The sequence below is a fragment of the Eubacterium sp. LMAG:50 genome, assembly GCF_008680265.1.
Classification (GTDB): Bacteria; Bacillota; Clostridia; order Lachnospirales; family Lachnospiraceae; genus Eubacterium_U; species Eubacterium_U album.
Genome location: NZ_NALP01000006.1, coordinates 456,826 through 481,573, shown reverse-complemented (window position 1 = coordinate 481,573; position 24,748 = coordinate 456,826). Strand labels below are relative to the sequence as shown.

The following is a 24,748-nucleotide window of genomic DNA, read 5'->3' as shown; positions in this document are numbered from 1 at the left end:
GTGATTTTATTTCACAGTAAGGAGACTAGTATGAGCAAAGGAGTAATTAAGAAGGTTGCGGGACCTTTAGTTATAGCAGAAGGGATGAGAGATGCCAATATGTTTGACGTTGTAAGAGTAAGTAAAGAACGTCTTATTGGCGAAATCATTGAAATGCATGGTGACCAGGCTTCGATTCAGGTATATGAAGAAACAGCAGGACTTGGACCGGGAGAAGAAGTTGAGTCAACAGAAGCACCATTATCTGTAGAATTAGGTCCGGGACTTATAGCAAGTATATATGATGGAATTCAAAGACCACTTGATGATATTATGAAAGTGGCAGGAAACAACTTGAAAAGAGGAGTTGAAGTACCATCTTTAAAGAGAGAGTTAAAATGGAACTTTGTACCTTGCATGAATGTTGGAGATGAAGTTGAAACAGGAGATGTTATTGGTACTGTAAAAGAAACAGAAGTTGTAACTCAGAAGATAATGATTCCATATGGAATTAAAGGAAAAATAAAATCAATAACAGCCGGAAATTATACAGTTACAGAGACAGTTGCAGTTGTAGAGACAAAAGACGGCGATAAAGAAATTACATTAATGCAGAAATGGCCGGTTAGAAAAGGAAGACCATATGCAAAGAAACTTCCACCAACAAAACCATTGGTAACAGGTCAGAGAGTAGTAGATACATTATTCCCAATTGCAAGAGGCGGTGTAGCAGCAGTTCCGGGACCATTTGGTTCAGGAAAAACAGTAATTCAGCATCAGTTGGCAAAATGGGCAGAGGCAGATATTGTTGTATACATTGGTTGTGGAGAACGTGGAAATGAGATGACAGATGTACTTAATGAATTTCCGGAATTAAAGGACCCAAAGACAGGACGTTCCCTGATGGAGAGAACAGTATTAATAGCAAATACATCAGATATGCCTGTTGCAGCCAGAGAAGCTTCTATTTATACAGGAATTACAATTGCTGAGTATTTTAGAGATATGGGATATTCAGTAGCACTTATGGCAGATTCAACTTCAAGATGGGCAGAAGCGCTTCGCGAAATGTCAGGACGACTTGAAGAAATGCCTGGTGAAGAAGGTTATCCGGCATATTTAGGTTCAAGACTTGCTCAGTTTTATGAAAGAGCAGGTGAGGTTATTTCACTTGGAAAAGAAGGAAGAGAAGGAGCACTTTCGGTAATTGGAGCTGTATCTCCTCCGGGTGGTGATATTTCAGAACCTGTGTCTCAGGCTACACTTCGTATCGTAAAGGTATTCTGGGGACTTGATTCAGCATTAGCTTATAAGAGACATTTTCCTGCAATTAACTGGTTAACAAGTTATTCCTTATATGTAGATAATATAGGAAAATGGTTCGAAGAAAATGTATCAGAAGAATGGCTTAAATTAAGACAGGAGCTTATGAGTCTTTTGCAGGATGAAGCACAGTTGGAAGAAATTGTAAAAATGGTAGGTATGGATGCACTTTCAGCACCTGACAGACTAAAAATGGAAGCAACAAGATCAATAAGAGAAGATTTCTTACATCAGAACTCATTCCATGAGATTGACACATACACTTCTCTTAATAAGCAATATTTAATGATGAAATTAGTACTTGGATATTATTATGAGGCAAATGAAGCTCTTTCAAATGGTGCTTCAATTGACAAATTAATAGCACTTCCAATAAGAGAACAAATCGGAAGATTTAAGTATACTAAGGAAGAAGATATTCAGAGTAGATATGATGAAATCTTAAAGGAACTTGAAATTCAGGTTGCAGGAGCATTTGATAAGGAGGACTTCTAATATGGCAAAGGAATATAGAACAATTCAGGAAGTAGCAGGTCCTTTGATGCTTGTTAGGGACGTAGAAAATGTTACTTACGATGAACTTGGAGAAATAGAACTTGCAAATGGTGAAACAAGACGTTGTAAAGTGCTTGAAATAGATGGCAAAAATGCACTGGTACAGTTATTTGAAAGTTCTACTGGAATTAACCTTTCAAACAGTAAAGTAAGATTTTTAGGTCGAAGCATGGAACTTGGCGTTTCGGAAGATATGCTTGGAAGAGTATTTGACGGATTAGGTAACCCAATAGATGACGGACCCGCAATTCTTCCGGAAGAGAGAAGAGATATTAATGGTGTACCTATGAATCCGGCAGCAAGAAATTACCCTTCAGAATTTATTGAAACAGGAATTTCAGCAATTGATGGATTAAACACATTAGTAAGAGGACAGAAATTGCCAATTTTCTCAGCTTCAGGTCTTCCACATGCACAGTTAGCAGCGCAGATTGCAAGACAGGCAAAGGTAAAAGGAAAAGATGAACAGTTCGCCGTAGTATTTGCAGCTATGGGTATAACATTTGAAGAGGCAAATTATTTTATAGATAGTTTCAAAGAAACAGGAGCGATTGATAGAACAGTATTGTTTATAAATTTAGCAAATGACCCGGCTGTTGAACGTATTGCCACACCGAAAATGGCATTGACTGCAGCAGAATATCTTGCATTTGAAAAAGGAATGCATGTACTTGTAATTCTTACGGATATTACTAACTATGCAGATGCTTTAAGAGAAATTTCTGCAGCAAGAAAAGAAGTTCCGGGACGTAGAGGATATCCGGGATATATGTATACTGATTTGGCAACAATGTATGAAAGAGCAGGACGTCAGAGAGATAAAGACGGTAGCGTAACAATGATTCCTATTCTTACAATGCCTGAAGATGATAAGACACATCCAATTCCTGACCTTACAGGATATATAACTGAAGGACAGATTATTTTAAGCCGTGAGCTTTACAGAAAAGGCATTCAGCCACCAATAGATGTTCTTCCATCGCTTTCAAGACTTAAAGATAAAGGCATTGGGGAAGGAAAAACAAGAGCAGATCATTCAAATGTAATGAACCAGTTGTTCTCAGCATATGCAAGAGGTAAGGATGCTAAAGAACTGATGGTTATTTTAGGTGAGGCAGCACTTTCAGAAACAGACAGAATTTATGCAAAATTTGCTGATGAATTTGAAAAGAAGTATGTATCACAGGGATACCAGTCAGACAGAAGCATTGAGGAAACAATGGATATAGGATGGGAATTGCTTAATATTTTGCCTCGTGCAGAACTTAAACGTATTGATGATAAATATCTTGATATGTATTACAAAGAAAAATAAGTGATACAAAAAAGCGTTTAGAAAGCGAGGTGAGAGAATGGCAAACACTCAGGTTAATCCTACAAGAATGGAATTGACGAAACAGAAGAAGAAACTTGTATCTGCAGTAAAGGGACATAAACTTTTAAAAGATAAAAGAGATGAGCTTATGAGACAGTTTTTGGATTTGGCAAGGGAAAATATGGAACTTAGACTAAAGGTTGAGGAATCCATAAAAAAGGCAAATACAATTTTTGTTGTTGCTAAGGCGGGAATGAATACTGAAACATTAACAACGGCTTTAATGGCAACAAAGCAAAAACTTGAACTAAATGTAGATAAGAAAAATATAATGAGTGTAGATATTCCGGTATATTCCGTTAAATCTAAGACAGCTAATCCAAATGACATATATTCTTATGGATTTGCATTTACAACAGGAGACTTAGATGATGCAGTCACATCTCTCGCAGATATCAGAGAAGATATGGTACGATTAGCACAGATTGAAAAATCATGTCAGTTGCTTTCAAGTGAAATCGAGAAAACAAGAAGAAGAGTTAATGCCTTAGAACATGTTATAATTCCTGAGGCACAGAAAAATATAAAGTATATTACTATGAAATTAGATGAAAATGAACGAAGCACACAGATTCGATTAATGAAAGTAAAAGATATGATGTTAGAGGAAGCACATCATTATAAAGAAAAATAAAAGATGTAATGTCAGAATAGAGATTCTTATTAAAAAATGATTGACTATTAAAATGAAGACATAAACCTTTAAAACAATATAGCAGACATAAAGATTTTAAATTTACATCATATTGTAAATCCACATATAGTTAAAATATAAGTAGGATTAGTATTTGACAGTTGATGATAAAAGATAAATCCATATGTCTGCTATATTTTTATGCGAACATAGCAGTTATTAAGAAGTTACTGTTAAGTAGAGTACCAATATTAAAAGACAGCCAATACTAAAAGACAGCCAATACTAAAAGAAAGAAACGGCTTATACTTGACAGTTATGATTTTTTAAAATATCATATATAAAGTAAAAGATTATTGGGGATATTAAGCCTGACAATAGTGTATGAATTACTTGATTTTTGAGACAAAAGGAGGCAGAAATGATTGATTTTCATTCTCATGTATTGCCTGGTATAGATGATGGAAGCAGTTGCGAGGAGGAATCACTTGACATGCTTCGTATAGCAAAGAGTCAAGGAGTTATTACAATGTTAGCAACTCCTCATTTTTATGCTCAAAATAATTCAGTCGGACATTTCCTAAAAGACAGAGAAAAGTCATTTAATAAATTAAAAGCATGTACCGAATACATGAAAGATGATGCGTATCCTGCTATAAAGCTTGGAGCTGAGGTGTGTTATTTTAATGGAATAGGACAGGCAAGAGAATTGGAAAAACTGTGTATAGAAGATACAGATGCGATTCTACTCGAGCTTCCTTTTACACAATGGAATAAATCTGTTTTACAGGATGTAATAATGCTGATGGAAGAGAGGCATCTAACGGTTATTTTGGCACATATAGAAAGATTTTATACTTTTCAGACAAGGAAAAAAATTTGGAAGGAAATACTTGAATTACCTGTTGTTTTTCAGGTAAACGCAGATTTTTGTGACAATAGAAAGAAAAGAAAAGTGGTAAAAAAGTTAATAGAAAATGATAAACCTCTTATTTTAGGAAGTGATTGTCATAATGTTGATAACCGAAAACCAAATCTGATAAGCGGATATGATTATATATCAGATAAATATGGTCAAAAGATGGTTGAACAAATAGATAATTTTGGAAAAAAAGTGCTTGGATTTGATACGAAATAAGAGTAATAGGGTGTTAATCAAATGAAAATGAAAAGAAAAAAATACATAAAAATCGTTGCAGGAATATTGATATTCATATTATTTATTATAGCTTTTGGATACGGACTTCAGTATATTGATAATAAGACGGAAAAGACGAATGTTTCGGATGAGGATTCTATTAATGACTGGAATGTTCAGGTCGCAAGAGGAAAAATAAAGCTTAATAAGAAAAAATATGATTATTATCATGATTTTGAAAATTACCTTCTTATTGGAACAGATGCTTCAGGAAATGATGGAGAAGGCGATGAATATCAGGGCAGTATGGCAGATTTTTTAATGCTTGTTATTGTTGATAAAACAGATGGAACTTATAGTTTTCTGCAATTTAACAGAGATACCATGACAGAGATATCATTAATTAATCATGAAGGAAAAGGTGCAGCAACGGCAACTCTTCAGTTATGTACGGCACATTGGTATGGTGGAAATAAAGAACAAGGCTGTAAGAATACAGTAAAAGCCGTAAAGAAATTATTAGGTGGTATGGAAATTAATGGCTATTATGAACTTAATATGAGTGAAATTCCTACACTTAATCAAATTGTCGGTGGAGTTACAGTAACATTAGAAAAAGATTTTACAGACAAATATCCTGAAATGAAAAAAGGAGCAACATTACAACTTACTGATGATGAAGCATACGCTTATGTACATGACAGATATGGTGTTGGTGATGAAGAAAATGCATCAAGAATGAAGCGACAACAACAGTATATGACAGGTTTCTTCAAAAAATTACAGGATAAAATTAAGTCAGACAGTAATTATACAACAGATATATTTAATCAGTTGCAGGATAAGGCAACAACAGATATAACAATTGGAACAATATCTAATATAAGCAATATATTTGCAAGTGGAACAAATAAGGGGATATATGAATTACAGGGAGAATCAAAGGTTGGCCAGGCACTGGGAGATAATCTTGATCATATTGAATTTTATGTAGATAAAGATTCTATGGTTACAACTATGGAGGATTTATTTGGAATAAAGGAACATAACAACAAGGAGTAAAGGAAAGAAAAAATGAAACAACAGGTAGATAAGATTAATATGAATGAAAAAGAAGATGAAGTAGAAATTAATCTTTTAGACTTATTCAACTATTATCGCAAAAAGATTATTTTTATCATAATTGGTTTTGTAGTTGGAGCTATATTAGCAGGTCTTGGAACAAAATTTTTAATAACACCAAAGTATACTGCTACAGCTAAAGTATATATGGTATCTGCATCAAATAATTCAGTAGTTAACCTTGCAGATTTGAGTATAGGAACTTCATTGTCGGAAGATTATGCGGAATTGTTACATGTACGTCCTATAGTAGAGGCAGTAAGCAAAGAAAATGATTTAGGGTATACATATGAGCAACTTAACGGAATGATTAGTATTTCTACAGTAGAAGATACACGTATTTTGAAAATAGCAGCTGTTAGCACTAAACCAAAGGAAGCTAAGATTATAGCGAATGCATTGGCTGAAAAGGCAGTTACTGAAATTCCTAAATTAATGGGAACTACAGCACCAAATATTGCAGAAAGAGCAATTACACCTAAATTTAAAAGTTCACCAAGTCTTAAGAAGAATACAATGCTGGGAGCACTTGGAGGGATGGTTTTAGTATTAGCAGTATTGACATTCTTATTTATTACTGATGATACAATTAAGACAGAAGAAGATATTGAAAAATATTTGGGAATTATTCCATTAACTGTTATTCCTGATGGAAATGTGAAATATGGTTCATATAGCAATTATGCAAAAGGAAAAAAAGATTATACACCGAAAAAATAAGCTTGAGGAGAAAGTAAAATGAATAAAATTAAAATGGATTCAATACAGGAACTTCCTTATGCTGTAGAAGAATCAATAAACCGTCTTCGTATAAATGTCAGCTTTTTAGGAAATGAAATAAAGAAAATTATGGTTGTAAGTACATTGCCAAATGAAGGTAAAAGTTTTGTTACAATGCAGATGTGGAAACAGATGGCTAATGCCGGAATTAAGTCAGTGTTAGTTGATGCTGATATGAGAAATTCAGTATTAGTGAAGAAAAATGATATGGAGCGTCAGGATGGGAAAGAAATGAAAGGTCTTGTAAATTATCTTGCAGAAGATTTTTCTCTAGATGAAGTTATATATGAAAGTCCTTTTGAAAATGGATACATTATTCCAAATGTAGAAAATATAATTAATCCATCAATGTTACTTGAAAGTGACAAATTTGGAAATATGTTAAATGAACTTTCAAAAGATTACAGATATGTATTTGTAGATGCACCACCACTAGGACTTGTTTCAGATGCTGAAAAAATTGGAAGCATGTGTGATGGAGCGATTCTTGTTATAAGAAGTGGAGAAATCACAAGAGCAGAAGTTAAGAATTCAATAAAACAGCTTGAAAGATCAGGATGTAAAATATTAGGAGTGGTTTTAAACCGTGCAACAGATTTGAAAAATAAATACAGTAAACAGAAATATTATAGTGGTAAATAGTAATGATTTATAATACTAAGGAAAAATCTATTAATAATACACAATATTTATGTATAAATTTTACCGAAAATGTCAAAAATATATAGTTTTATATAAAAAGGTATTTAAAAAGACACTCTTTAGTAGTATAATGTGCCTATGGTGAGCTTTTATGATTGTAAAAAGTTTGCTATAGGGCAATCGACTTGGCTTTGGTCGATGTTGCGAATTAATAAATAAAGCTCAATAGAGGACAGGAGGAACTTAATAATGATGAAGAAGTTATTGAAAGAAGTTGCTGTATTAGCAATGGCAGCAGTAGTAGCAGTTAGTTCAGTTTCAGGAGTACAGGCAGCAGTTGCTAGTCCAACAGTAAGTGTTGTACCGGTTGATAAGAAGAACGTTGCAGCTACAGATGGTAACAATGTAGATACAAAGGCTGATGGAACAGCTGAGGTTAACAATGTTACAGTTAGTAAGAATATAGCTACAGTACCTGCTACAGTAACAGTTGATGGGGTAACTTACACAGTAACAGTAATTAAGGCTAAAGCATTTGCTAAGACAGCAAAGAAAGCTAAACAGATTGTAATTCCAGCTACAGTTAAGAGAGTTAACAAGATGGGATTCACAGGAGCTAAGAAAGTAAAGAAGATTATTGTTAAAGGAACAAAGAGCTTCACAGTAAAGAAAGGTGCTTTCAAGGGATTAAATTCAGCTAAGATTACAGTTAAAGTTAATAAGAAGATGAAAGCTAAAGAATTCAAGAAATTAAAGAAGAATTTAAAGAAAGCCGGATTCAAGGGAAAAGTTACAAAATAATAATAATTACATAAAGAAAAGGAGCTATGAAAGCTCCTTTTCTTTTTATAGAAGGAGAATGAAATGAAGATAAAAGAAGGGTTTATTTTAAGAAAAGTAGGAGGAAGTAACGTAATTGTTCCTACAGGAAATGAGACAAACGAATTTAATGGAATGATAACAACAAATGATACAGGTGCATTTATATTTGAGAAATTACAAAGTGGAATGAATAGTGATGAAATAGTCAAAACGATAACTGAAGAGTTTGAAATAGACAGTGAAACTGCAACGAAGGACGTAGAAAAATTCATTGAGAAAATGAAAGACGCAAATATATTTGAATAGTTATTCTGGCAAAAAAAGGGATAACTGATTACAAATATATTATTTATAATAATAGAGAAAGAATTTGATTTAGATAATGAAAGATAGAGAAAGTCTTGTATGGATAAAAGCTAAAGCTAAGAAGCAAAGCTTTAGAATAATTATTTTAAGTATAGCAAATATAATTCTTGCACTAATTGGAACAGGCTTATCGGTTTTAAGTAAGTTTGCAATAGATGCGGCAGCAAATGCAGCAGATGCGCAGGGACACGATGAATTTATTAAATTTAGAAACCAGATTATAGTTGTGGGCATTATTATTTTATGCACAATTTTGTTTAGAATGATTCTTAGAATTGCAACGCAGAGCATGACTGTTAAGGCACAGGCAGGTCTTGAAATGAGCATGAGATCGCAATTGTATCAGAGCATTATAAGAAAAAATTATAGTGATATAATGAAATATCATAGTGGAGAGTTAATTAACCGTCTGACAAGTGATATGAAAATAGTTACAGAAGGAGTTACATCAATTATTCCAACTATTTTGTTTTGCGTTTTCCAATTCTTAGGTGCTTTTATAGTGCTTGTTTCATTTGACTGGAGATTTACTATTTTATTTTTAGCAGCAGGAATTGTATTGTCAGTAACAACATTATTTTTTAGAAAAAAATTAAAAAGTCTACATAAGGCTGTTCAGGAGACAGATGGAAAAGTAAGATCATTTTATCAGGAATCAATAGAAAGCATTCTAGCTGTAAAAACATTTGGCGTAGAGGATAAGTTTGCTGAAAAAGGCGACATACTTCAAAAGAAAAATTATGATATGAAAATGAAACGAAGGGTCATAAGTATATGTGCAAACACAGGATTTAGTTTCATTTTTAATGCAGGGTATTTGTTTGCATTAATCTGGTGTGCATTAAAAGTATGCGCAAAGACAATGAGTTTTGGTACTTTGACTGCAATGCTTCAGTTAATATCCCAGATACAAACTCCATTTTTCAATATAACTAAGGTTATTCCGCAATATTACAGTATTTTGGCTTCGGCAGAAAGAATAATCGAGATTGAGAATATACAGGATGAACAAAGAAACGAACCAGAGGAAACGGTAAAAGAACTCTATGATAAATTCGATAAAGGTATATTTAAAAATATAAGATTTAGCTATGGAAGAGATATTGTACTTAAAGAAGGAAATGCAGATTTTAGTAAAGGTGAATTTGTGGCGATAAGGGGAATTTCCGGAATTGGAAAAAGTACTTTGTTTAAACTTTTGCTAGGAGTTTTCAGACCAGATGAAGGTGAGATAAAGTTATGCTTTAAAGATGGAGAAGAAGTTACTGTTTCACCTGATACAAGAAGAATGTTTGCGTATGTACCTCAGGGAAATTTTTTGTTTAGCGGTACAATAAGAGAGAACCTAACTTTAATCAAAGATGCAGATGATGAAACAATAAAGCAGGCATTAATAGCAAGTGATATATATGATTTCGTAAGCAAATTACCAAATGGAATGGATACTAAGATTGGTGAAAACGCCATGGGATTATCAGAAGGTCAGGCACAAAGAATTGCAATTGCGAGAGCAGTTATAAGTGGAGCACCAATCTTATTGTTAGATGAAGCAACATCAGCGCTTGATGAAATGACAGAAAAGAGAGTGTTGGAAAATATAAAGAAATTAAAAGAAAGAACATGTATCATAATTACTCATAAACAGGCTGCGTTAGATGTATGCGATAAGGAATTTATAATTAAAGATAAGTGCTTATATCAAAAATAAAGTGGCATCAGGGATTATTTCCTGATGTCACTTTATTTTTGTGCCTTTTGTGAAATCCGGCATCATTTTATAAGTACATATTTATTCACCATATCCCACAATGAATCATGAAATACCATTGCAAGTGCTTTCCATTGTTTATGCTTTTGTGATTCGTATTCTAACTGCTTTTTCAACTGCTGTATTTCAAGAAGTAAATCTTCCGTTTCCTTTAGTAGAAGTTCATTTTCATTAATCATTTTAAATGTCCTCTTCTAAATTATTGCTGTAAAGCCTATTAAATTATATCAGAAATATGAAGAAATATGGAAAGAATATATCGACACAAAATAGACAATTATGACAGTAATAAAGGAAAAAAAGTCGGAATTAAATATATATCCTGTAGATAAATGTCGGATTATACAATTTATCATACTTGAGGGTCGGATAAAGGGTCGGAATATAGGGTTCAGGTTGTAAATGAAGATGGAATATTATATAATAAAAAGAGTGCCAAATGAAATGAATTTGGATATATGACGTAAGGTCATAAAAATGATGAAAGGAAATTGTCGGTGCTTATATTCAAATATATAGTAGACAATGAATTAGTGGAAATGGGAAAATATTTTGGAACAGATGGTTTTAGAGGAGAAGCAAATGTTAATTTAACAGCAATGCATGCATTTAAGATAGGACGATTCATAGGATGGTATTATGGAAGATATCATAAATGCTCAGTTGTTATTGGAAAAGATACAAGAAGAAGCAGTTACATGTTCGAAGACGCTTTGTCAGCAGGGCTTACATCTACAGGTGCAGATGTATACTTATTACACGTTACTACAACACCAAGTGTTTCATATGTTGTAAGAACAGGAGATTTTGATTGCGGAATTATGGTATCAGCAAGTCATAATCCATTCTATGATAACGGAATTAAGTTAATTAATGGCAATGGTGAAAAGATGGAACAGGAGGTCATTGATGAAGTAGAAAAATACTTAGACAGTGATTTAGAAAGTATTCCATATGCAAGAATGGAAAAAATCGGAAGAACAGTTGACTATTTTGCAGGAAGAAACAGATATATGGGTTATTTGATGTCACTTGCAACACATTCATATAGAAATATCAAAGTTGGTCTTGACTGTTCTAATGGTAGTGCATCTTCAATTGCAAAAGGAGTATTTGATGCACTTGGTGCAGAAACACATGTAATTAATGATGCACCGGATGGAACTAACATTAATAAAGAATGTGGTTCAACACATATTGAAGAATTACAGAAATATGTTATTGGAAATAAGTTAGATATCGGATTTGCATATGACGGAGATGCTGACAGATGTTTATGTGTAGATGAAAAAGGAAATGTTGTTAATGGTGATTTAATTTTATATGTTGCCGGAGTTTATATGAAACAGAAAGGAACTCTTGTAAACAATACAGTTGTAACAACAATTATGTCAAATATCGGTCTTTATAAAGCATTTGATGCAGTAGGCATTGATTATGAAAAGACAGCAGTAGGTGACAAATATGTTTATGAATGCATGAGAGAAAATGAATATAAACTTGGTGGAGAAGAATCAGGTCATATTATTTTTGGTAAGTATGCAACAACAGGAGATGGTATTTTAACATCAATCAAATTAATGGAAGTAATGCTTGCAAGCAAGAAAAAAATGTCAGAACTTACATCACCTGTTACAATCTATCCACAGTGCCTTAAAAATGTAAAGGTTAAGAGTAAACCGGAAGCACAGCAGGATGCAGATGTTCAGGCAGCAGTAAAAGAAGTTGCAGATAAGCTTGGAGAAGACGGAAGAATTCTTGTAAGAGAAAGTGGAACAGAGCCTGTAATTCGAGTAATGGTTGAAGCAAGAACTGATGAAGAAGCAGAAAAATGTGTTGACTATGTAGTAGATGTAATTAACAAAAAAGGTCATGCATTATAAAAGATATTTGATCATTGACACATTAAAGTAATTTATAATGTACAATAACTGTTTAATAGTTAATAAAGGAAAAACTTTTAAAATGAAAAAAATATACATAGTTAGAATAGTCTTAATTGTTTTGATAGGATTCTGGATGGGAACCATATTTGGATTTTCGGCTGAGAATGGTGAATCATCTCAGTCTCTTAGTGATAAGATTACTGTTAAAGTAGTTAAATATATAGAGCCTGAATATGACAGCAAGGATTTATTAAAGCAACAGGACATATTTAATAAAACCAGTTTTTTTGTAAGAAAGACAGGACATTTTGGAGAATATGCAATATTGGGGATATTGATAACTATGTTTGCAATGACATTTAGAGCATACAGAAGTAAAAAGATAAGATACCGGTTAATGACAATTGTCGTTCCGTTTATTTATGCGTGCACAGATGAATTCCATCAGGGATTTGTAGATGGAAGAAGTCCTAAATTTTTTGATGTATGCATAGATACGTGCGGAGCATTTACGGCAATAGTCATAATGATTGGAATTAATATATTGATAAAGAAGATAATGACAGAAAGGGATAGAAATGAAGACTTGGGAACAGTATATTAGAAAAGTAACTCCATACACACCCGGCGAACAGCCAAAGACAGCGAATGTAGTAAAATTAAATACTAATGAAAATCCTTACCCACCGGCACCGGGAGTGAGAAAAGCACTTTGTGATATGGATTCGGCAATTCTTCGAAAATATCCGGACCCGGATGCAACAGAATTAGTTGATGCAATTGCTAAATATTATGGAGTTAAATCAAACCAGGTATTTGTAGGAGTAGGTTCAGATGACGTTTTAGGAATGGCATTTTTAACATTCTTTAATTCAGATAAACCAATACTATTCCCTGATATTACATATTCTTTTTACGATGTATGGGCAGATTTATTTGATATTCCTTATGAAACAATAAAATTAGACGATAATTTTGAAATAATACCTGAGGATTATTTTAGAAAAAATGGTGGAATCGTATTTCCTAATCCAAATGCTCCAACAGCAGTAGAGATGTCAATAGACAAGGTTGAGAAAATTATAAAAAATAATCAGGATTCGGTAGTAATTGTTGATGAAGCATATGTAGATTTTGGAGCAACTTCAGCATTAAAATTCATTGAAAAATATGATAATGTGCTAGTTGTAAGAACATTTTCAAAATCCCGTTCAGCAGCAGGTCTTAGAATCGGTTATGCAATGGGAAATGAAAAGTTAATCAGTGCAATGCTTGCTGTTAAGTTTTCGTATAATTCATATACAATGAATTTTCCAACAATCTATGCAGGTGTAGAAGCTATAAAAGACGATGCTTATTTCAAAAATCTTGTGGAAAAAATAATTACTACAAGAGAGAATGCAAAAACAAAACTTAAAGAATTAGGATTTACATGCACTGATTCAAAGACTAATTTTTTATTTGCAACTCATAAAAGCGCGAAAGCTGAGGATATATTTAATTATCTAAAGACAAAAAATATTTATGTAAGATATTTTAAGAAGCCAAGAATAGATAATTATTTAAGAATTACAATTGGCACGGATGATGAAATGGAAAAATTATATTTGGCATTAGAAGAATATTTAAAATAATATTGTCTGACACATTAATAAATATATATCGAGACAGGAAAAGTGTTAATAAAATTCCCGGAAGAAAAATTCCGGGAATTTTTGAATTTAAGTGCATCTGGCGGCGTACAATGTAAAGATGATAAAAAGTCGGAGTCAAAAAAATCCCCGACTTTAAAATAATTATTTTAACAAATAATAAGTGCTAAAATAGCAATTTATAGATTAACTTAATCTAAGATTCTTCCATCTGTAGAAATTGTAACTACATTCCATGGAATAAATTTTCCACTGTTTTTTATTGCATCTTTTGCAGCATTTTCTAAACCACCACAGCATGGGACTTCCATTCTCACAATACATACTTCTTTAATATCATTATTTTTAATTATTTCAGTTAACTTAATTGAATAATCAGTGTTGTCTAATTTAGGACAACCTACAATAGTTACATGATTTTTAATAAAATCCTGATGGAAGTTAGCATATGCATAAGCAGTACAGTCAGCGGCAATGAGTAATTTAGCACCGTCAAAAAATGAAGCATTAGGTGAAACTAATTTAATCTGAACAGGCCACTGCATTAATTGACTTGAAGGTACAGAAGTCTGCACATTTTCAGTATTTGCAGGCTTTAATGCTTTAGCTCTCATACCCGGACATACAAAAGATGCAGGTGCAGCCTTTTTAGCCTGAGCAGCTTTTACAGCAGCTTCATTATATTCAGGAGCTTCACGTTCAACAAAAGAAATTGCATTCATAGGACATGTAGGAAGGCAGTCTCCTAAACCATCACAATAATCTTCACGAAGAAGCTTAGCTTTACCATTAACAATCTCAATTGCACCTTCATGGCAGGCATTTGCACAAATACCACATCCATTACACTTTTCTTCATTAATTTCTATAATACGACGAATCATATTAGACCTCCAATTTGAAATTTATTACAATTATTTGTATATTGATTTGATAATGCTAGTATAGTACAATCAGTATGACAAATCTGTTGTTAAAACAACAATAAAGACAGTTAATTATATGTTATATGTAAAATTATTTTATGAGGTGCAACGATGAATTATCAACTCTTGTCCAATTCAAAATTATTTAAAGGGATGAGTGAAGAAGAAATAAAGACAATGTTAAGTTGCCTTGGGGCAGTTACAAAAAAATATAAAAAAGGTGAAGATATTTATAGAGTAGGGGAATCAATACAATTGTTTGGAATGGTTGTTGAAGGCGGAGTAAATATTGAAAGCGATGATTTGTGGGGAAATAAAAGCATATTAAGTCATATAGAGCCGGGATTTATATTTGGAGAAACATATGCAAGTATTCCTGGAGAGGCACTGCTTGTAAATGCAGTAGCAACGGAAAATACAGAAATTTTGTTTTTAAATGCTTACAGAGTTCTTGAAACATGCCCAAATACATGTGGTCATCATGAAAAACTGATAAAAAATTTGCTACGGATATCAGCACAGAAAAATTTAATGCTTTCAAGAAGAATATTACACACATCATCTAAATCCATTCGAGGAAGACTGTTAGCATATTTTTCAGATCAGGCGAAATTAAGTGGAAGTTATAAGTTTACAATTCCATTTAATAGACAACAGCTCGCTGATTATTTAAATGTAGACAGAAGTGCAATGAGTAATGAGTTGTCTAAAATGAAAAATGACGGAATAATAGAAATAGATAAAAATACATTTACGTTAAAAGAACAATTATAAATATAAAACAACAATAAAAATAAAATGCAAATAAGCAAAAATACACAGAAAAAGGAGTGGTAAAATGCATTCACCATTAGAGATAGCAAAAAGTTACATAGAAATAGGAATACACAAAAGCAATCTGCCAATTTTCAAGATGATATTACTTGGATTTTTCGCAGGAATGTTTATAGGATTTGCAGGTATAGGTTCAACAGTAGCAGCAAGCAGTATATCAGTCGCTTCAGTAGCTAAGCTTGTAGGGGCAATGGTATTTCCGGCAGGAATGGCAATGGTTCTTGTTGCAGGAAGTGAATTGTTTACAGGGAATAATCTGATAATTTTATCTGTTTTGGCAGGGAAAAACAGCGTATGGAAGATGTTAAAAAACTGGTTATTTGTATATATAGGAAATTTCATTGGAACAACTTTTGTTGCAGTTTTAGTTGTATATGGACATACTCCTAATTTATTTCAGGGAGATTTGGCAGGTGCAATAGTAAATGCCGCAAAAGCGAGAACAGATTTAGCGGTTTCAGATAGTTTTGTGAGAGGAATATTATGCAATATATTGGTATGTATTGCAATTTGGATGTCATTTGCAGCAAAAAGAGTGTCAGGAAAATTAATGACAAGTTTCTGGCCGGTAATGATATTTGTATTATGCGGATTTGAGCATTGCATAGCGGATATGTATTTTGGAGTTGCAGGATTGTTAACAGCATCAGAGTATGGTATAACAGCAGATGGACTTACATGGTTTAATTTTCTTGTAAATAATTTGATACCTGTAACACTTGGCAATATTGTCGGAGGAGCAGGAATTGTAGGATGTGGATATTATATGGCATTTCTTCATAAGTCTCCACTTTCAGGAGAAACAGCAGAAAAAGAGGCAAAAGATATAGACATTGCGGAAGAATATTAATAGTGGAGGAGCAAAGTGGCAGAAAATGAAAAAACATATATAGCCATAGATTTAAAGTCTTTTTATGCATCAGTTGAATGCAGGGAAAGAAAGTTAGATTGTATGACTACAAATTTGGTGGTGGCTGACAAAAGCCGAACTGAAAAAACAATATGTCTGGCTGTTTCGCCGTCACTTAAAGCTTATGGGATTCCAGGCAGAGCTAGATTATTTGAAGTGATTCAAAAAATAAAAGAAGTTAATGAGGAAAGAAAGGCAAAATTGCCGGAAGGAGTTTTCCATGAATTATCGTATAATGATAATGTTATAAAAAAATCTCCATACGTAGGGGTTGATTATATTGTAGCGAAACCAAGAATGGCACTGTATATGCAATACAGTGCCAGAATTTATGAAATATATCTTAAATACATTGCATCTGAGGATATACATGTTTATTCTATTGATGAAGTATTTATGGATGTGACGCATTATTTAAAAACATATGAATTAACTCCTAAGCAGTTGGCAAAGAAAATAATAAAAGATATTCAACAGACAACGGGAATTACAGCAACGGCAGGTATAGGTACAAATTTATATTTGTGTAAGATTGCAATGGATATTATGGCAAAGCACATTCAGGCAGATGAAGATGGCGTAAGAATTGCTTATTTGGATGAAATGCTTTACAGAAAACAATTATGGAATCATAGGCCAATTACAGATTTTTGGAGAGTCGGAAGAGGATATGCAAAGCAACTTGAGAAATATGGTTTGTATACGATGGGAGATATTGCCAGATGTTCAGTCGGAAAGGAAAATGAATTCCATAATGAAGAACTTTTGTACAAGTTATTTGGTGTAAATGCAGAATTACTGATAGACCATGCGTGGGGATGGGAGCCATGTACAATTGAAGATGTTAAATCCTATAAACCTGAAACTAACAGCTTAGGTTCAGGGCAGGTATTGCAATGCCCATACACGTGGGAAAAGGCAAGAGTTGTTGTTGGAGAAATGATTGAACTTCTTGTTCTTGATTTAGTTGAAAAAGAACTGTTTACTAATCAAATTGTGCTTACAGTAGGATATGACATAGAGTGTATTAAAAATCCTGAAATAAGAAAAAAGTACGATGGAAGTGTAACAACGGATTATTATGGAAGAAAGATACCAAAACACGCTCATGGGACAACAAATTTAAAAGAACATTGTTCATCTACAAAGCTTATAACTGAGGCAGTTTTAAAATTATATGATGAAATTGTAAATAAGAATTTGTTAATACGAAGAATAAATATAGCAGCAAATCATGTTATAAATGAAAAAGATGTTGTGAAAAAAGATGATTATGAACAGTTAGATCTATTTACTGATTATGAAGAACAGGCTAAGAAAAAAGAAACAGAAGAAAAGCAGTTACAAAGAGAAAAACAAATGCAAAAGGCTATGCTAGAGATAAAAAAGAAATATGGGAAAAACGCAATTTTAAAGGGAACTAATTTGACAGAAGGTGCTACAGCAATAGAGAGGAATGAAATGATTGGTGGGCATAAAGCATAAAATTAAGTTTGTTAAAAAGATATTTATATAAATTATAAATGAAATTTTATTAATTTAACATTATGTAAAAGTTAGAGATGTTAATAAGGTATGGAAAGGCAGATGGCAAAATGAGTAAAGAGGCAAAGAATACTTATGAAGATATTATAAATATGGAGCATCCAACATCAAAAAGGCATCCAAGGATGACGGTTTATAACAGAGCTGCACAATTTTCACCATTTGCTGCACTGACAGGTCATGAGGAGGCGTTGAAAGAAACTGCAAGAATTACTGATAATAAAATTGAATTAGATGAAAATGTTAAAAGAGAACTTGATTATAAATTACAACAGATATTAAATAAAAATGACTTTATTCAAAATGTGCAGATTACTTATTTTAAAAAAGATGAAAATAAAGAGGGCGGGGCATATTTAAATATATGCTCCAAAATAAAAAAGATAGATGAGTATAAAAAAACAGTTGAATTTACCGATGGAAAAGAAATTTTTATAGATGATATTATATCTATAGAGGAAGAAACAAAATGAAATAAGTTTGTTTTTAGAATGTTTTCTACGATTAGCCGCCGACAAAAGTACGGGGCAGTACATAGTTTTAAAGGAGCTTTAAGATGAAATATTTAAAACAATTTTTAATAATACTTGTAATTTCATATGCAGGAGAGTTGTTGAAATACGTGTTACCTTTACCGATTCCGGCTAGTATATACGGAATGGTTATTTTACTTGTAGGATTGCTTACAGGATGGATTGCACTTGATGCAGTTAAAGACGTTGGCAAATTTTTGATAGAAATAATGCCTGTTATGTTTATACCGGCAGGAGTAGGACTTATGTCGTCATGGGGAATACTAAAACCATTGATATTGCCTGTTAGTATAATAACAGTAGTAACAATAGTTACAGTTATGGCTGCAACAGGAAAGGTTTCACAATGGGTTATACGAAAAGGAAAATCTGATAAAGAGGAGAATGAAAAAGATGAATAATTTGCTTGAAACATCTTTATTTGCGGGCGTAAGCATAAGTCTTGTATCATATATGATTGGTCTTGCATTAAAGAAAAAATTTAAACTAGGGATATTTAATCCGTTATTGATTTCAATTATATTTACAATTGTTATTTTGGTTTGCGCAAATGTAGATTATGAAACATATAACAAGGGTGCAGTTTATTTAAGCTGGTTTTTAACTCCGGCAACAGTGTGCCTTGCAATTCCATTATATGAACAGTGGCAATTGTTAAAAAGAAATTTTAAAGCAGTAATTTTAGGAATATCAGCCGGAGTGCTTACCAGTTTGTGTACAGTGTTGATTTTGGCAAAATTAATGAAAATGACACACAGGGAGTATGTTACTTTACTTCCAAAGTCAATAACTACAGCAATCGGTATGGGCGTTTCAGAGGAATTAGGCGGATATGTTACAATTACGGTAGCAGTAATTGTAGTTACAGGAGTTTTAGGAAATATATTTGGAGAACTTATTTGCAAGATATTTAAGATTACGGAACCTATTTCAAAGGGATTGGCATTAGGAGCATCTTCTCATGCAATTGGAACTGCAAAGGCAATTGAAATGGGAGAAATCGAAGGTGCAATGAGCAGTCTTGCAATAGCTGTTACAGGCATTTTGACGGTAGTTTTAGCATCTGTATTTGCAAATTTTTTATAGAAATATATTAAGATGCAGGGTCAAAACGTTTAAAATCTCGTAAATTTGCTCATAAGTGGATAACTATAAATTTTACAGATTACTTAAAGAAGGAGTACAATTATGATTATTACAATAGCCAGACAGTGCGGATGTAATGGAGATGAATTAGGAAAAGCATTGGCACAAAAATATAATTTAAAATTATTTGACAAAAAAGCAATTTCTAAAATGGCAAAGGAAAAAGGGTATTTTGAAAGATACCCTGACTTTTACGGAGAAACACCTATGGATATGCTTATGCATTCGATTACGGTTTCTGAAGAAGATTCGTTGTTATACAGTACAGCAGGTAAAGCGTTGAAAAATGTAATCGATGAAGACAATTTTATTATAATTGGAAGATGTGGCAATTATGTATATAGAGATGATGTTAAATGCATTTCAATTTTCCTGTCAGGTAGCAAAAAAGTAAGAGAAGAAAACATTGCTAAGAAACATAACATTTCAGTAAGAAAAGCTCATAATACCGTGCTGCAGACAGATGAAAGAAGAAGCAAATATCATGGATATTATACCGGTGAAGAATGGGGAATGGCCGGAAATTATGATTTGTGCATAAATGTTGATAATTTAGAAGTAAATGAATTAGTTGAAGTCATAGATAGTTATATTAATAGAACCATAGGTGAAAAATAAATAATATAAGTGGTTTATGAAAAATAAAGAAATATAACGACGCCAGTTTAAAAAGATTATAGTGATATAGCTAAAAAACTAGTATTGACACAGAAACGAAAGCCGTCTATAGTTGAAGAAAAGAATGAAATTGATAATTAGTTTAGTTACTGATTAAAGTAATAACAATTAAAAAGATTGTTATTTGTGAAAATAAAAGGGGAGCTTGCATAAGCTTGCTGAGAGTAGGTTGTATACCTTGACCCATAACCTGATTTGGATAATGCCAACGTAGGAACATAATTATAGCAGATTTTGTGAGACAACAATATTTGTGCGGATGTGTTTATAGGCATATCCGCATTATTTTTGTAAAAGGAGGGAATTGTGCATGTTAGGAAAATACATAGAAGAGGTCAGAAATAATACACCTTTGGTTCATAATATTACAAATTATGTAACAGTTAATGATGTGGCAAATGTTTTATTGGCATGTGGAGGAAGCCCGATTATGTCTGATGAACCGGAAGATGTTGAGGATATTACAAGTATTTGCCAGGGCTTAAATATTAATATTGGTACATTGAATAAGAGAACTATAGAAAGTATGTTTATTGCAGGAAAGAGAGCAAATAAATTAGGGCATATGGTATTACTTGACCCTGTTGGAGCAGGAGCTTCAACACTTAGAACAAATACTGCAGTGGAGTTAATGAAAAAAATTAAATTTAATGCAATTCGTGGAAATATATCAGAGATTAAGACCTTAGCTTATGGTAGCGGAACAACAAAAGGTGTAGATGCTGATGTAGCAGATGCAGTGACCGAAGAAAATTTGGAAAATTCAATTAAATTTATAAAAGAATTTGCAAAAAAGAGTGAAACAATAATAGCAATTACAGGAGCAATTGATTTAGTAAGCGATGGAAAAAGATGTTTTGTTATAAGAAATGGTCGTCCTGAAATGGGAAAAATAACAGGAACAGGATGTCAGCTTTCAGGAATGATGACAGCATTTTTAGTAGCAAATCCTAACGAACAGTTAGAGGCAGCTGCAGCAGCAGTTTGTACAATGGGTCTTGCAGGTGAAATCGGATGGAGTTATATGAAAGAGGGAGACGGTAATTCTACATATAGAAATAGAATTATTGATGCAATCTATAATATGGATAAGGAAACTCTCGATAAAGGAGCAAAATATGAAATTAGATAAAAAAGATTTGTTATTGTATGCAGTAACAGACAGATATTGGTTAAACGGAAGAACTTTATACGAAGTAGTAAAAGAAAGTCTTGACGGAGGAGTTACTTTTCTTCAGTTAAGAGAGAAAAAATTAGATGAGGAGCATTTCCTTGAAGAGGCAAAAGAATTACAGAAGTTATGCAAAGAATATAAAGTACCTTTCATTATAAATGATAATGTGGATATTGCTGTAGAAATAGGAGCAGACGGAGTCCATGTAGGACAAAGTGATATGGAAGCAGGTATGGTAAGAGAAAAATTAGGACCTGATAAAATCATAGGTGTATCCGCACAGACAGTAGAACAGGCACTTTTGGCAGAAAAAAGAGGTGCAGATTACCTTGGAGTAGGAGCAGTATTTCCGACAAATTCAAAAGATGATGCAAAAGAAGTAACGTATGAAACTTTGAAAGAAATATGTGAAGCAGTGTCAATTCCTGTTGTAGCAATAGGAGGAATAACTCATGACAACATTAAAGAATTGGCAGGAAGTAAAATAGACGGAATTGCAGTAATTAGTGCAATTTATGGAGCAAATAATATAAAAAATGCAGCTAGTGGCTTAAAAGAAGAAATAAGCAAAATTGTAGAATAATATTATCAGGTAAAGTAAGACTAGAGAACATATATAGAATTACTATATATGTGACAAAAAAGAAAATTAAATAATAAATAGTAGGAGAATTATATGAAGACAGCCCTTACAATTGCAGGAAGTGATTCAAGTGGTGGAGCAGGTATTCAGGCAGATATAAAGACGATGATGGCAAATGGAGTGTATGCTATGAGTGCCATTACAGCCTTAACTGCTCAAAATACTACAGGTGTGGCGGCAATACAGAATGCAACACCTGAATTTCTGGCACAGGAAATTGACAGTATATTTACGGATATTGAACCGGATGCAGTTAAAGTAGGAATGGTTTCAGAGAAAAAACTTATAAAAGTTATTTCTGATAAATTAAAACAATATAAAGCGAAAAATATTGTTATTGATCCGGTAATGGTGGCAACAAGTGGCGCAAGGCTTATTAATGAAGATGCTGTAGATACATTAAAAAAAGAATTGTTTCATTTGGCAACGATTCTTACTCCAAATATTCCGGAGGCAGAAGAACTGGCCCAAATAAAAATAAACAACTCAAAAGATATGATAAAGGCAGCAGAAAAAATTGCAAAAACATATAACTGTGCAGTCCTTTGCAAAGGAGGACATAACCAAAATGATGCCAGCGATTTATTATATAAAGATAATGAATTCAAATGGTTTCATGGGAAAAGAATAGATAATCCAAATACCCATGGAACAGGGTGTACATTATCATCAGCAATAGCATCAAATCTGGCAAAAGGATATGATTTGGAAGAATCAGTTTTTAGAGCCAAAGAGTATATTTCAGGAGCATTAGCAGCTATGCTTGATTTAGGAAAGGGAAGTGGACCTATGAATCATGGATTTGCTATTACAAATGAATATACTAAAGTAAAATAATAAAGGAGAATTACGATGGAAGAAAGATTATATGCAACACAGATGGAAGCTGCAAGAAAAGGAATTGTAACAAAGGAATTAGAAATTGTAGCAAAAAAAGAAAAAATGGAAGTAAAGGAGCTTTTACCTCTTGTAGCAAGTGGTAAAGTTGTAATTCCTGCTAATAAGAATCATAAGTGTCTCGATCCTGAAGGAATAGGTTCTATGTTAAAAACAAAGATTAACGTAAATCTTGGAATTTCTAAGGATTGCAAAGATTATGATGTTGAAATGGAAAAAGTTATGTCAGCCGTAAAGATGGGTGGCGAAGCAATCATGGATTTATCAAGTCATGGAAACACACAGCCATTTCGTAAAAAACTTACAAGTGAATGTCCTGCAATGATAGGAACAGTACCTGTATATGATAGTGTAATTCATTATCAGAGAGACTTGGATACTTTAACAGCAAAAGATTTTATAGATGTAGTACGTTTACATGCACAGGATGGTGTTGATTTTGTTACACTTCATTGTGGAATTACAAGAAAAACAATAGAGCAGATTCGCAAACATAAAAGAAAAATGAATATTGTATCAAGAGGAGGTTCACTTGTTTTTGCATGGATGTGCATGACAGGAGAAGAAAATCCGTTCTACGAATACTATGATGAAATTCTTGATATATGTAGAGAATATGATGTTACTGTTTCATTAGGAGATGCCTGCAGACCGGGTTGTCTTGCAGATGCAACAGATGTATGTCAGATTGAAGAACTTGTTCGTCTTGGAGAATTAACTAAGAGAGCATGGGAAAAAGATGTTCAGGTTATGGTTGAAGGACCGGGACATGTACCAATGGATCAGATAGCAGCTAACATGAAAGTTCAGCAGACAATTTGTATGGGAGCACCATTTTATGTTTTAGGACCTTTAGTTACAGATATAGCACCCGGATATGATCATATAACAGCAGCTATTGGTGGTGCAATTGCAGCAATGAGTGGAGCAGCTTTCCTTTGCTATGTTACACCTGCAGAACATTTGGCACTTCCAAATTTAGATGATGTAAAGCAGGGAATAATTGCAAGTAAAATCGCAGCTCATGCAGCTGATATCGCAAAAGGCGTAAGAGGCGCAAGAGATATAGATGATAAAATGGGAGATGCAAGACGAGTTTTAGATTGGGATGCTCAGTGGGAATGCGCACTTGATCCTGAAACTGCAAAAGCAATTAGAGCAGACAGAGCACCTGAACATGAAGATACATGTTCAATGTGCGGCAAATTCTGTGCAGTCCGTAGTATGAACAAAGCTTTAAATGGAGAACATATAGATATACTCTAAACTTTAATGAAATTAAGGCGGATAATAATACGTAAATACATAGTATATAAGATGTCAGGGTAAGCAAACCTATGATTTAATGACTACGGCTTGCTCTGTGCTACATAAAAGGAACTGTTGCGTTATTGATATGCAACAGTTCTTTTTATGAAAA

The 24,748-nt window shown here is 33.1% G+C and carries 26 protein-coding genes and 1 riboswitch; of the genes, 24 read left to right on the top strand and 2 right to left on the bottom strand.

Annotated features, from left to right (window positions below; translation table 11 throughout):
* The first annotated feature begins 30 nt into the window (after positions 1-30).
* The 10 genes from CCC31_RS04960 (at position 31) to CCC31_RS04915 (ending at position 10,444) form a co-directional block, all read left to right on the top strand.
* Complete coding sequence (locus tag CCC31_RS04960; protein WP_260978690.1) at positions 31-1,797, top strand: V-type ATP synthase subunit A; 1,767 nt, start codon at positions 31-33, stop codon at positions 1,795-1,797.
* Between the two features lies 1 nt (position 1,798).
* On the top strand, positions 1,799-3,172 hold the full coding sequence (locus CCC31_RS04955; protein WP_290850020.1) for a V-type ATP synthase subunit B: 1,374 nt from the start codon (positions 1,799-1,801) through the stop codon (positions 3,170-3,172).
* A 37-nt stretch (positions 3,173-3,209) separates the two neighbouring features.
* Positions 3,210-3,866, top strand: a complete 657-nt coding sequence (locus tag CCC31_RS04950) for a V-type ATP synthase subunit D (RefSeq protein ID WP_117910349.1) — start codon at positions 3,210-3,212, stop codon at positions 3,864-3,866.
* A 421-nt stretch (positions 3,867-4,287) separates the two neighbouring features.
* The gene (locus CCC31_RS04945) at positions 4,288-5,004 is read left to right on the top strand and encodes a CpsB/CapC family capsule biosynthesis tyrosine phosphatase (RefSeq protein ID WP_290850018.1); all 717 of its coding nucleotides are present in this window, start codon (positions 4,288-4,290) and stop codon (positions 5,002-5,004) included.
* Between the two features lie 21 nt (positions 5,005-5,025).
* Positions 5,026-6,066 (top strand): LCP family protein, encoded by a 1,041-nt coding sequence (locus CCC31_RS04940; RefSeq protein ID WP_290850016.1) that lies wholly within the window; start codon positions 5,026-5,028, stop codon positions 6,064-6,066.
* Between the two features lie 12 nt (positions 6,067-6,078).
* Positions 6,079-6,846 (top strand): Wzz/FepE/Etk N-terminal domain-containing protein, encoded by a 768-nt coding sequence (locus CCC31_RS04935; protein WP_290850014.1) that lies wholly within the window; start codon positions 6,079-6,081, stop codon positions 6,844-6,846.
* A gap of 18 nt (positions 6,847-6,864) precedes the next feature.
* On the top strand, positions 6,865-7,548 hold the full coding sequence (locus CCC31_RS04930) for a CpsD/CapB family tyrosine-protein kinase (RefSeq protein ID WP_118565486.1): 684 nt from the start codon (positions 6,865-6,867) through the stop codon (positions 7,546-7,548).
* Between the two features lie 249 nt (positions 7,549-7,797).
* The gene (locus CCC31_RS04925; protein ID WP_260978693.1) at positions 7,798-8,349 is read left to right on the top strand and encodes a hypothetical protein; all 552 of its coding nucleotides are present in this window, start codon (positions 7,798-7,800) and stop codon (positions 8,347-8,349) included.
* 63 nt (positions 8,350-8,412) lie between these two features.
* Positions 8,413-8,676 (top strand): PqqD family protein, encoded by a 264-nt coding sequence (locus CCC31_RS04920; protein ID WP_022088283.1) that lies wholly within the window; start codon positions 8,413-8,415, stop codon positions 8,674-8,676.
* A gap of 76 nt (positions 8,677-8,752) precedes the next feature.
* The gene (locus CCC31_RS04915; protein ID WP_117910355.1) at positions 8,753-10,444 is read left to right on the top strand and encodes an ABC transporter ATP-binding protein; all 1,692 of its coding nucleotides are present in this window, start codon (positions 8,753-8,755) and stop codon (positions 10,442-10,444) included.
* 62 nt (positions 10,445-10,506) lie between these two features.
* Here CCC31_RS04915 and CCC31_RS04910 read toward each other — a convergent pair whose 3' ends face one another.
* Positions 10,507-10,683, bottom strand: coding sequence for a hypothetical protein (locus tag CCC31_RS04910; protein ID WP_022088285.1), 177 nt, complete (start codon positions 10,681-10,683; stop codon positions 10,507-10,509).
* A gap of 360 nt (positions 10,684-11,043) precedes the next feature.
* Between CCC31_RS04910 and glmM the strand changes: the two genes are divergently transcribed.
* The 3 genes from glmM to hisC all read left to right on the top strand — a co-directional run bounded on the left by glmM (position 11,044) and on the right by hisC (position 14,024).
* A complete protein-coding gene (gene glmM / locus CCC31_RS04905; RefSeq protein ID WP_117910376.1) occupies positions 11,044-12,387 on the top strand; it encodes a phosphoglucosamine mutase in 1,344 nt (447 codons plus the stop codon).
* A gap of 82 nt (positions 12,388-12,469) precedes the next feature.
* The gene (locus CCC31_RS04900; RefSeq protein ID WP_158562687.1) at positions 12,470-12,994 is read left to right on the top strand and encodes a VanZ family protein; all 525 of its coding nucleotides are present in this window, start codon (positions 12,470-12,472) and stop codon (positions 12,992-12,994) included.
* Positions 12,969-14,024, top strand: coding sequence for a histidinol-phosphate transaminase (gene hisC, locus CCC31_RS04895; protein ID WP_290850009.1), 1,056 nt, complete (start codon positions 12,969-12,971; stop codon positions 14,022-14,024). The genes CCC31_RS04900 and hisC overlap by 26 nt, the downstream gene beginning before the upstream one ends.
* A 209-nt stretch (positions 14,025-14,233) precedes the next feature.
* On the opposite strand, the gene CCC31_RS04890 is transcribed toward hisC, so the two are convergent.
* Positions 14,234-14,926, bottom strand: a complete 693-nt coding sequence (locus tag CCC31_RS04890) for a 4Fe-4S binding protein (protein WP_290850007.1) — start codon at positions 14,924-14,926, stop codon at positions 14,234-14,236.
* Between the two features lie 153 nt (positions 14,927-15,079).
* Here CCC31_RS04890 and CCC31_RS04885 point away from each other — a divergent pair, with 153 nt between their 5' ends.
* From CCC31_RS04885 to thiC, 11 genes are all read left to right on the top strand, one after another.
* A complete protein-coding gene (locus tag CCC31_RS04885) occupies positions 15,080-15,742 on the top strand; it encodes a Crp/Fnr family transcriptional regulator (protein ID WP_022088290.1) in 663 nt (220 codons plus the stop codon).
* A 64-nt stretch (positions 15,743-15,806) separates the two neighbouring features.
* A complete protein-coding gene (locus CCC31_RS04880) occupies positions 15,807-16,652 on the top strand; it encodes a formate/nitrite transporter family protein (RefSeq protein ID WP_117910360.1) in 846 nt (281 codons plus the stop codon).
* 15 nt (positions 16,653-16,667) lie between these two features.
* Positions 16,668-18,197 carry a DNA methylase gene (locus CCC31_RS04875; protein WP_290850004.1) on the top strand — a complete coding sequence of 510 codons (1,530 nt, stop codon included), beginning with the start codon at positions 16,668-16,670 and terminating at the stop codon, positions 18,195-18,197.
* A gap of 110 nt (positions 18,198-18,307) precedes the next feature.
* Positions 18,308-18,730, top strand: coding sequence for a hypothetical protein (locus CCC31_RS04870; RefSeq protein WP_290850002.1), 423 nt, complete (start codon positions 18,308-18,310; stop codon positions 18,728-18,730).
* An 83-nt stretch (positions 18,731-18,813) separates the two neighbouring features.
* Complete coding sequence (locus tag CCC31_RS04865) at positions 18,814-19,191, top strand: CidA/LrgA family protein (RefSeq protein ID WP_117910362.1); 378 nt, start codon at positions 18,814-18,816, stop codon at positions 19,189-19,191.
* Complete coding sequence (locus CCC31_RS04860; RefSeq protein WP_022088295.1) at positions 19,184-19,876, top strand: LrgB family protein; 693 nt, start codon at positions 19,184-19,186, stop codon at positions 19,874-19,876. Before CCC31_RS04865 ends, CCC31_RS04860 begins: the two co-directional genes overlap by 8 nt.
* Before the next feature lie 102 nt (positions 19,877-19,978).
* Positions 19,979-20,554 carry a cytidylate kinase-like family protein gene (locus CCC31_RS04855; RefSeq protein WP_022088296.1) on the top strand — a complete coding sequence of 192 codons (576 nt, stop codon included), beginning with the start codon at positions 19,979-19,981 and terminating at the stop codon, positions 20,552-20,554.
* Between the two features lie 187 nt (positions 20,555-20,741).
* Positions 20,742-20,848, top strand: a riboswitch (TPP riboswitch).
* 76 nt (positions 20,849-20,924) lie between these two features.
* Positions 20,925-21,746, top strand: a complete 822-nt coding sequence (gene thiM, locus CCC31_RS04850; protein ID WP_118565480.1) for a hydroxyethylthiazole kinase — start codon at positions 20,925-20,927, stop codon at positions 21,744-21,746.
* Entirely contained in the window at positions 21,733-22,371 is a 639-nt protein-coding gene (gene thiE / locus CCC31_RS04845) for a thiamine phosphate synthase (protein ID WP_290849998.1), read from the top strand. The genes thiM and thiE overlap by 14 nt, the downstream gene beginning before the upstream one ends.
* A gap of 93 nt (positions 22,372-22,464) precedes the next feature.
* The gene (gene thiD, locus CCC31_RS04840) at positions 22,465-23,268 is read left to right on the top strand and encodes a bifunctional hydroxymethylpyrimidine kinase/phosphomethylpyrimidine kinase (RefSeq protein ID WP_022088299.1); all 804 of its coding nucleotides are present in this window, start codon (positions 22,465-22,467) and stop codon (positions 23,266-23,268) included.
* 15 nt (positions 23,269-23,283) lie between these two features.
* Positions 23,284-24,594 (top strand): phosphomethylpyrimidine synthase ThiC, encoded by a 1,311-nt coding sequence (gene thiC / locus CCC31_RS04835; protein ID WP_117910366.1) that lies wholly within the window; start codon positions 23,284-23,286, stop codon positions 24,592-24,594.
* The last annotated feature ends 154 nt before the right edge of the window (positions 24,595-24,748 follow it).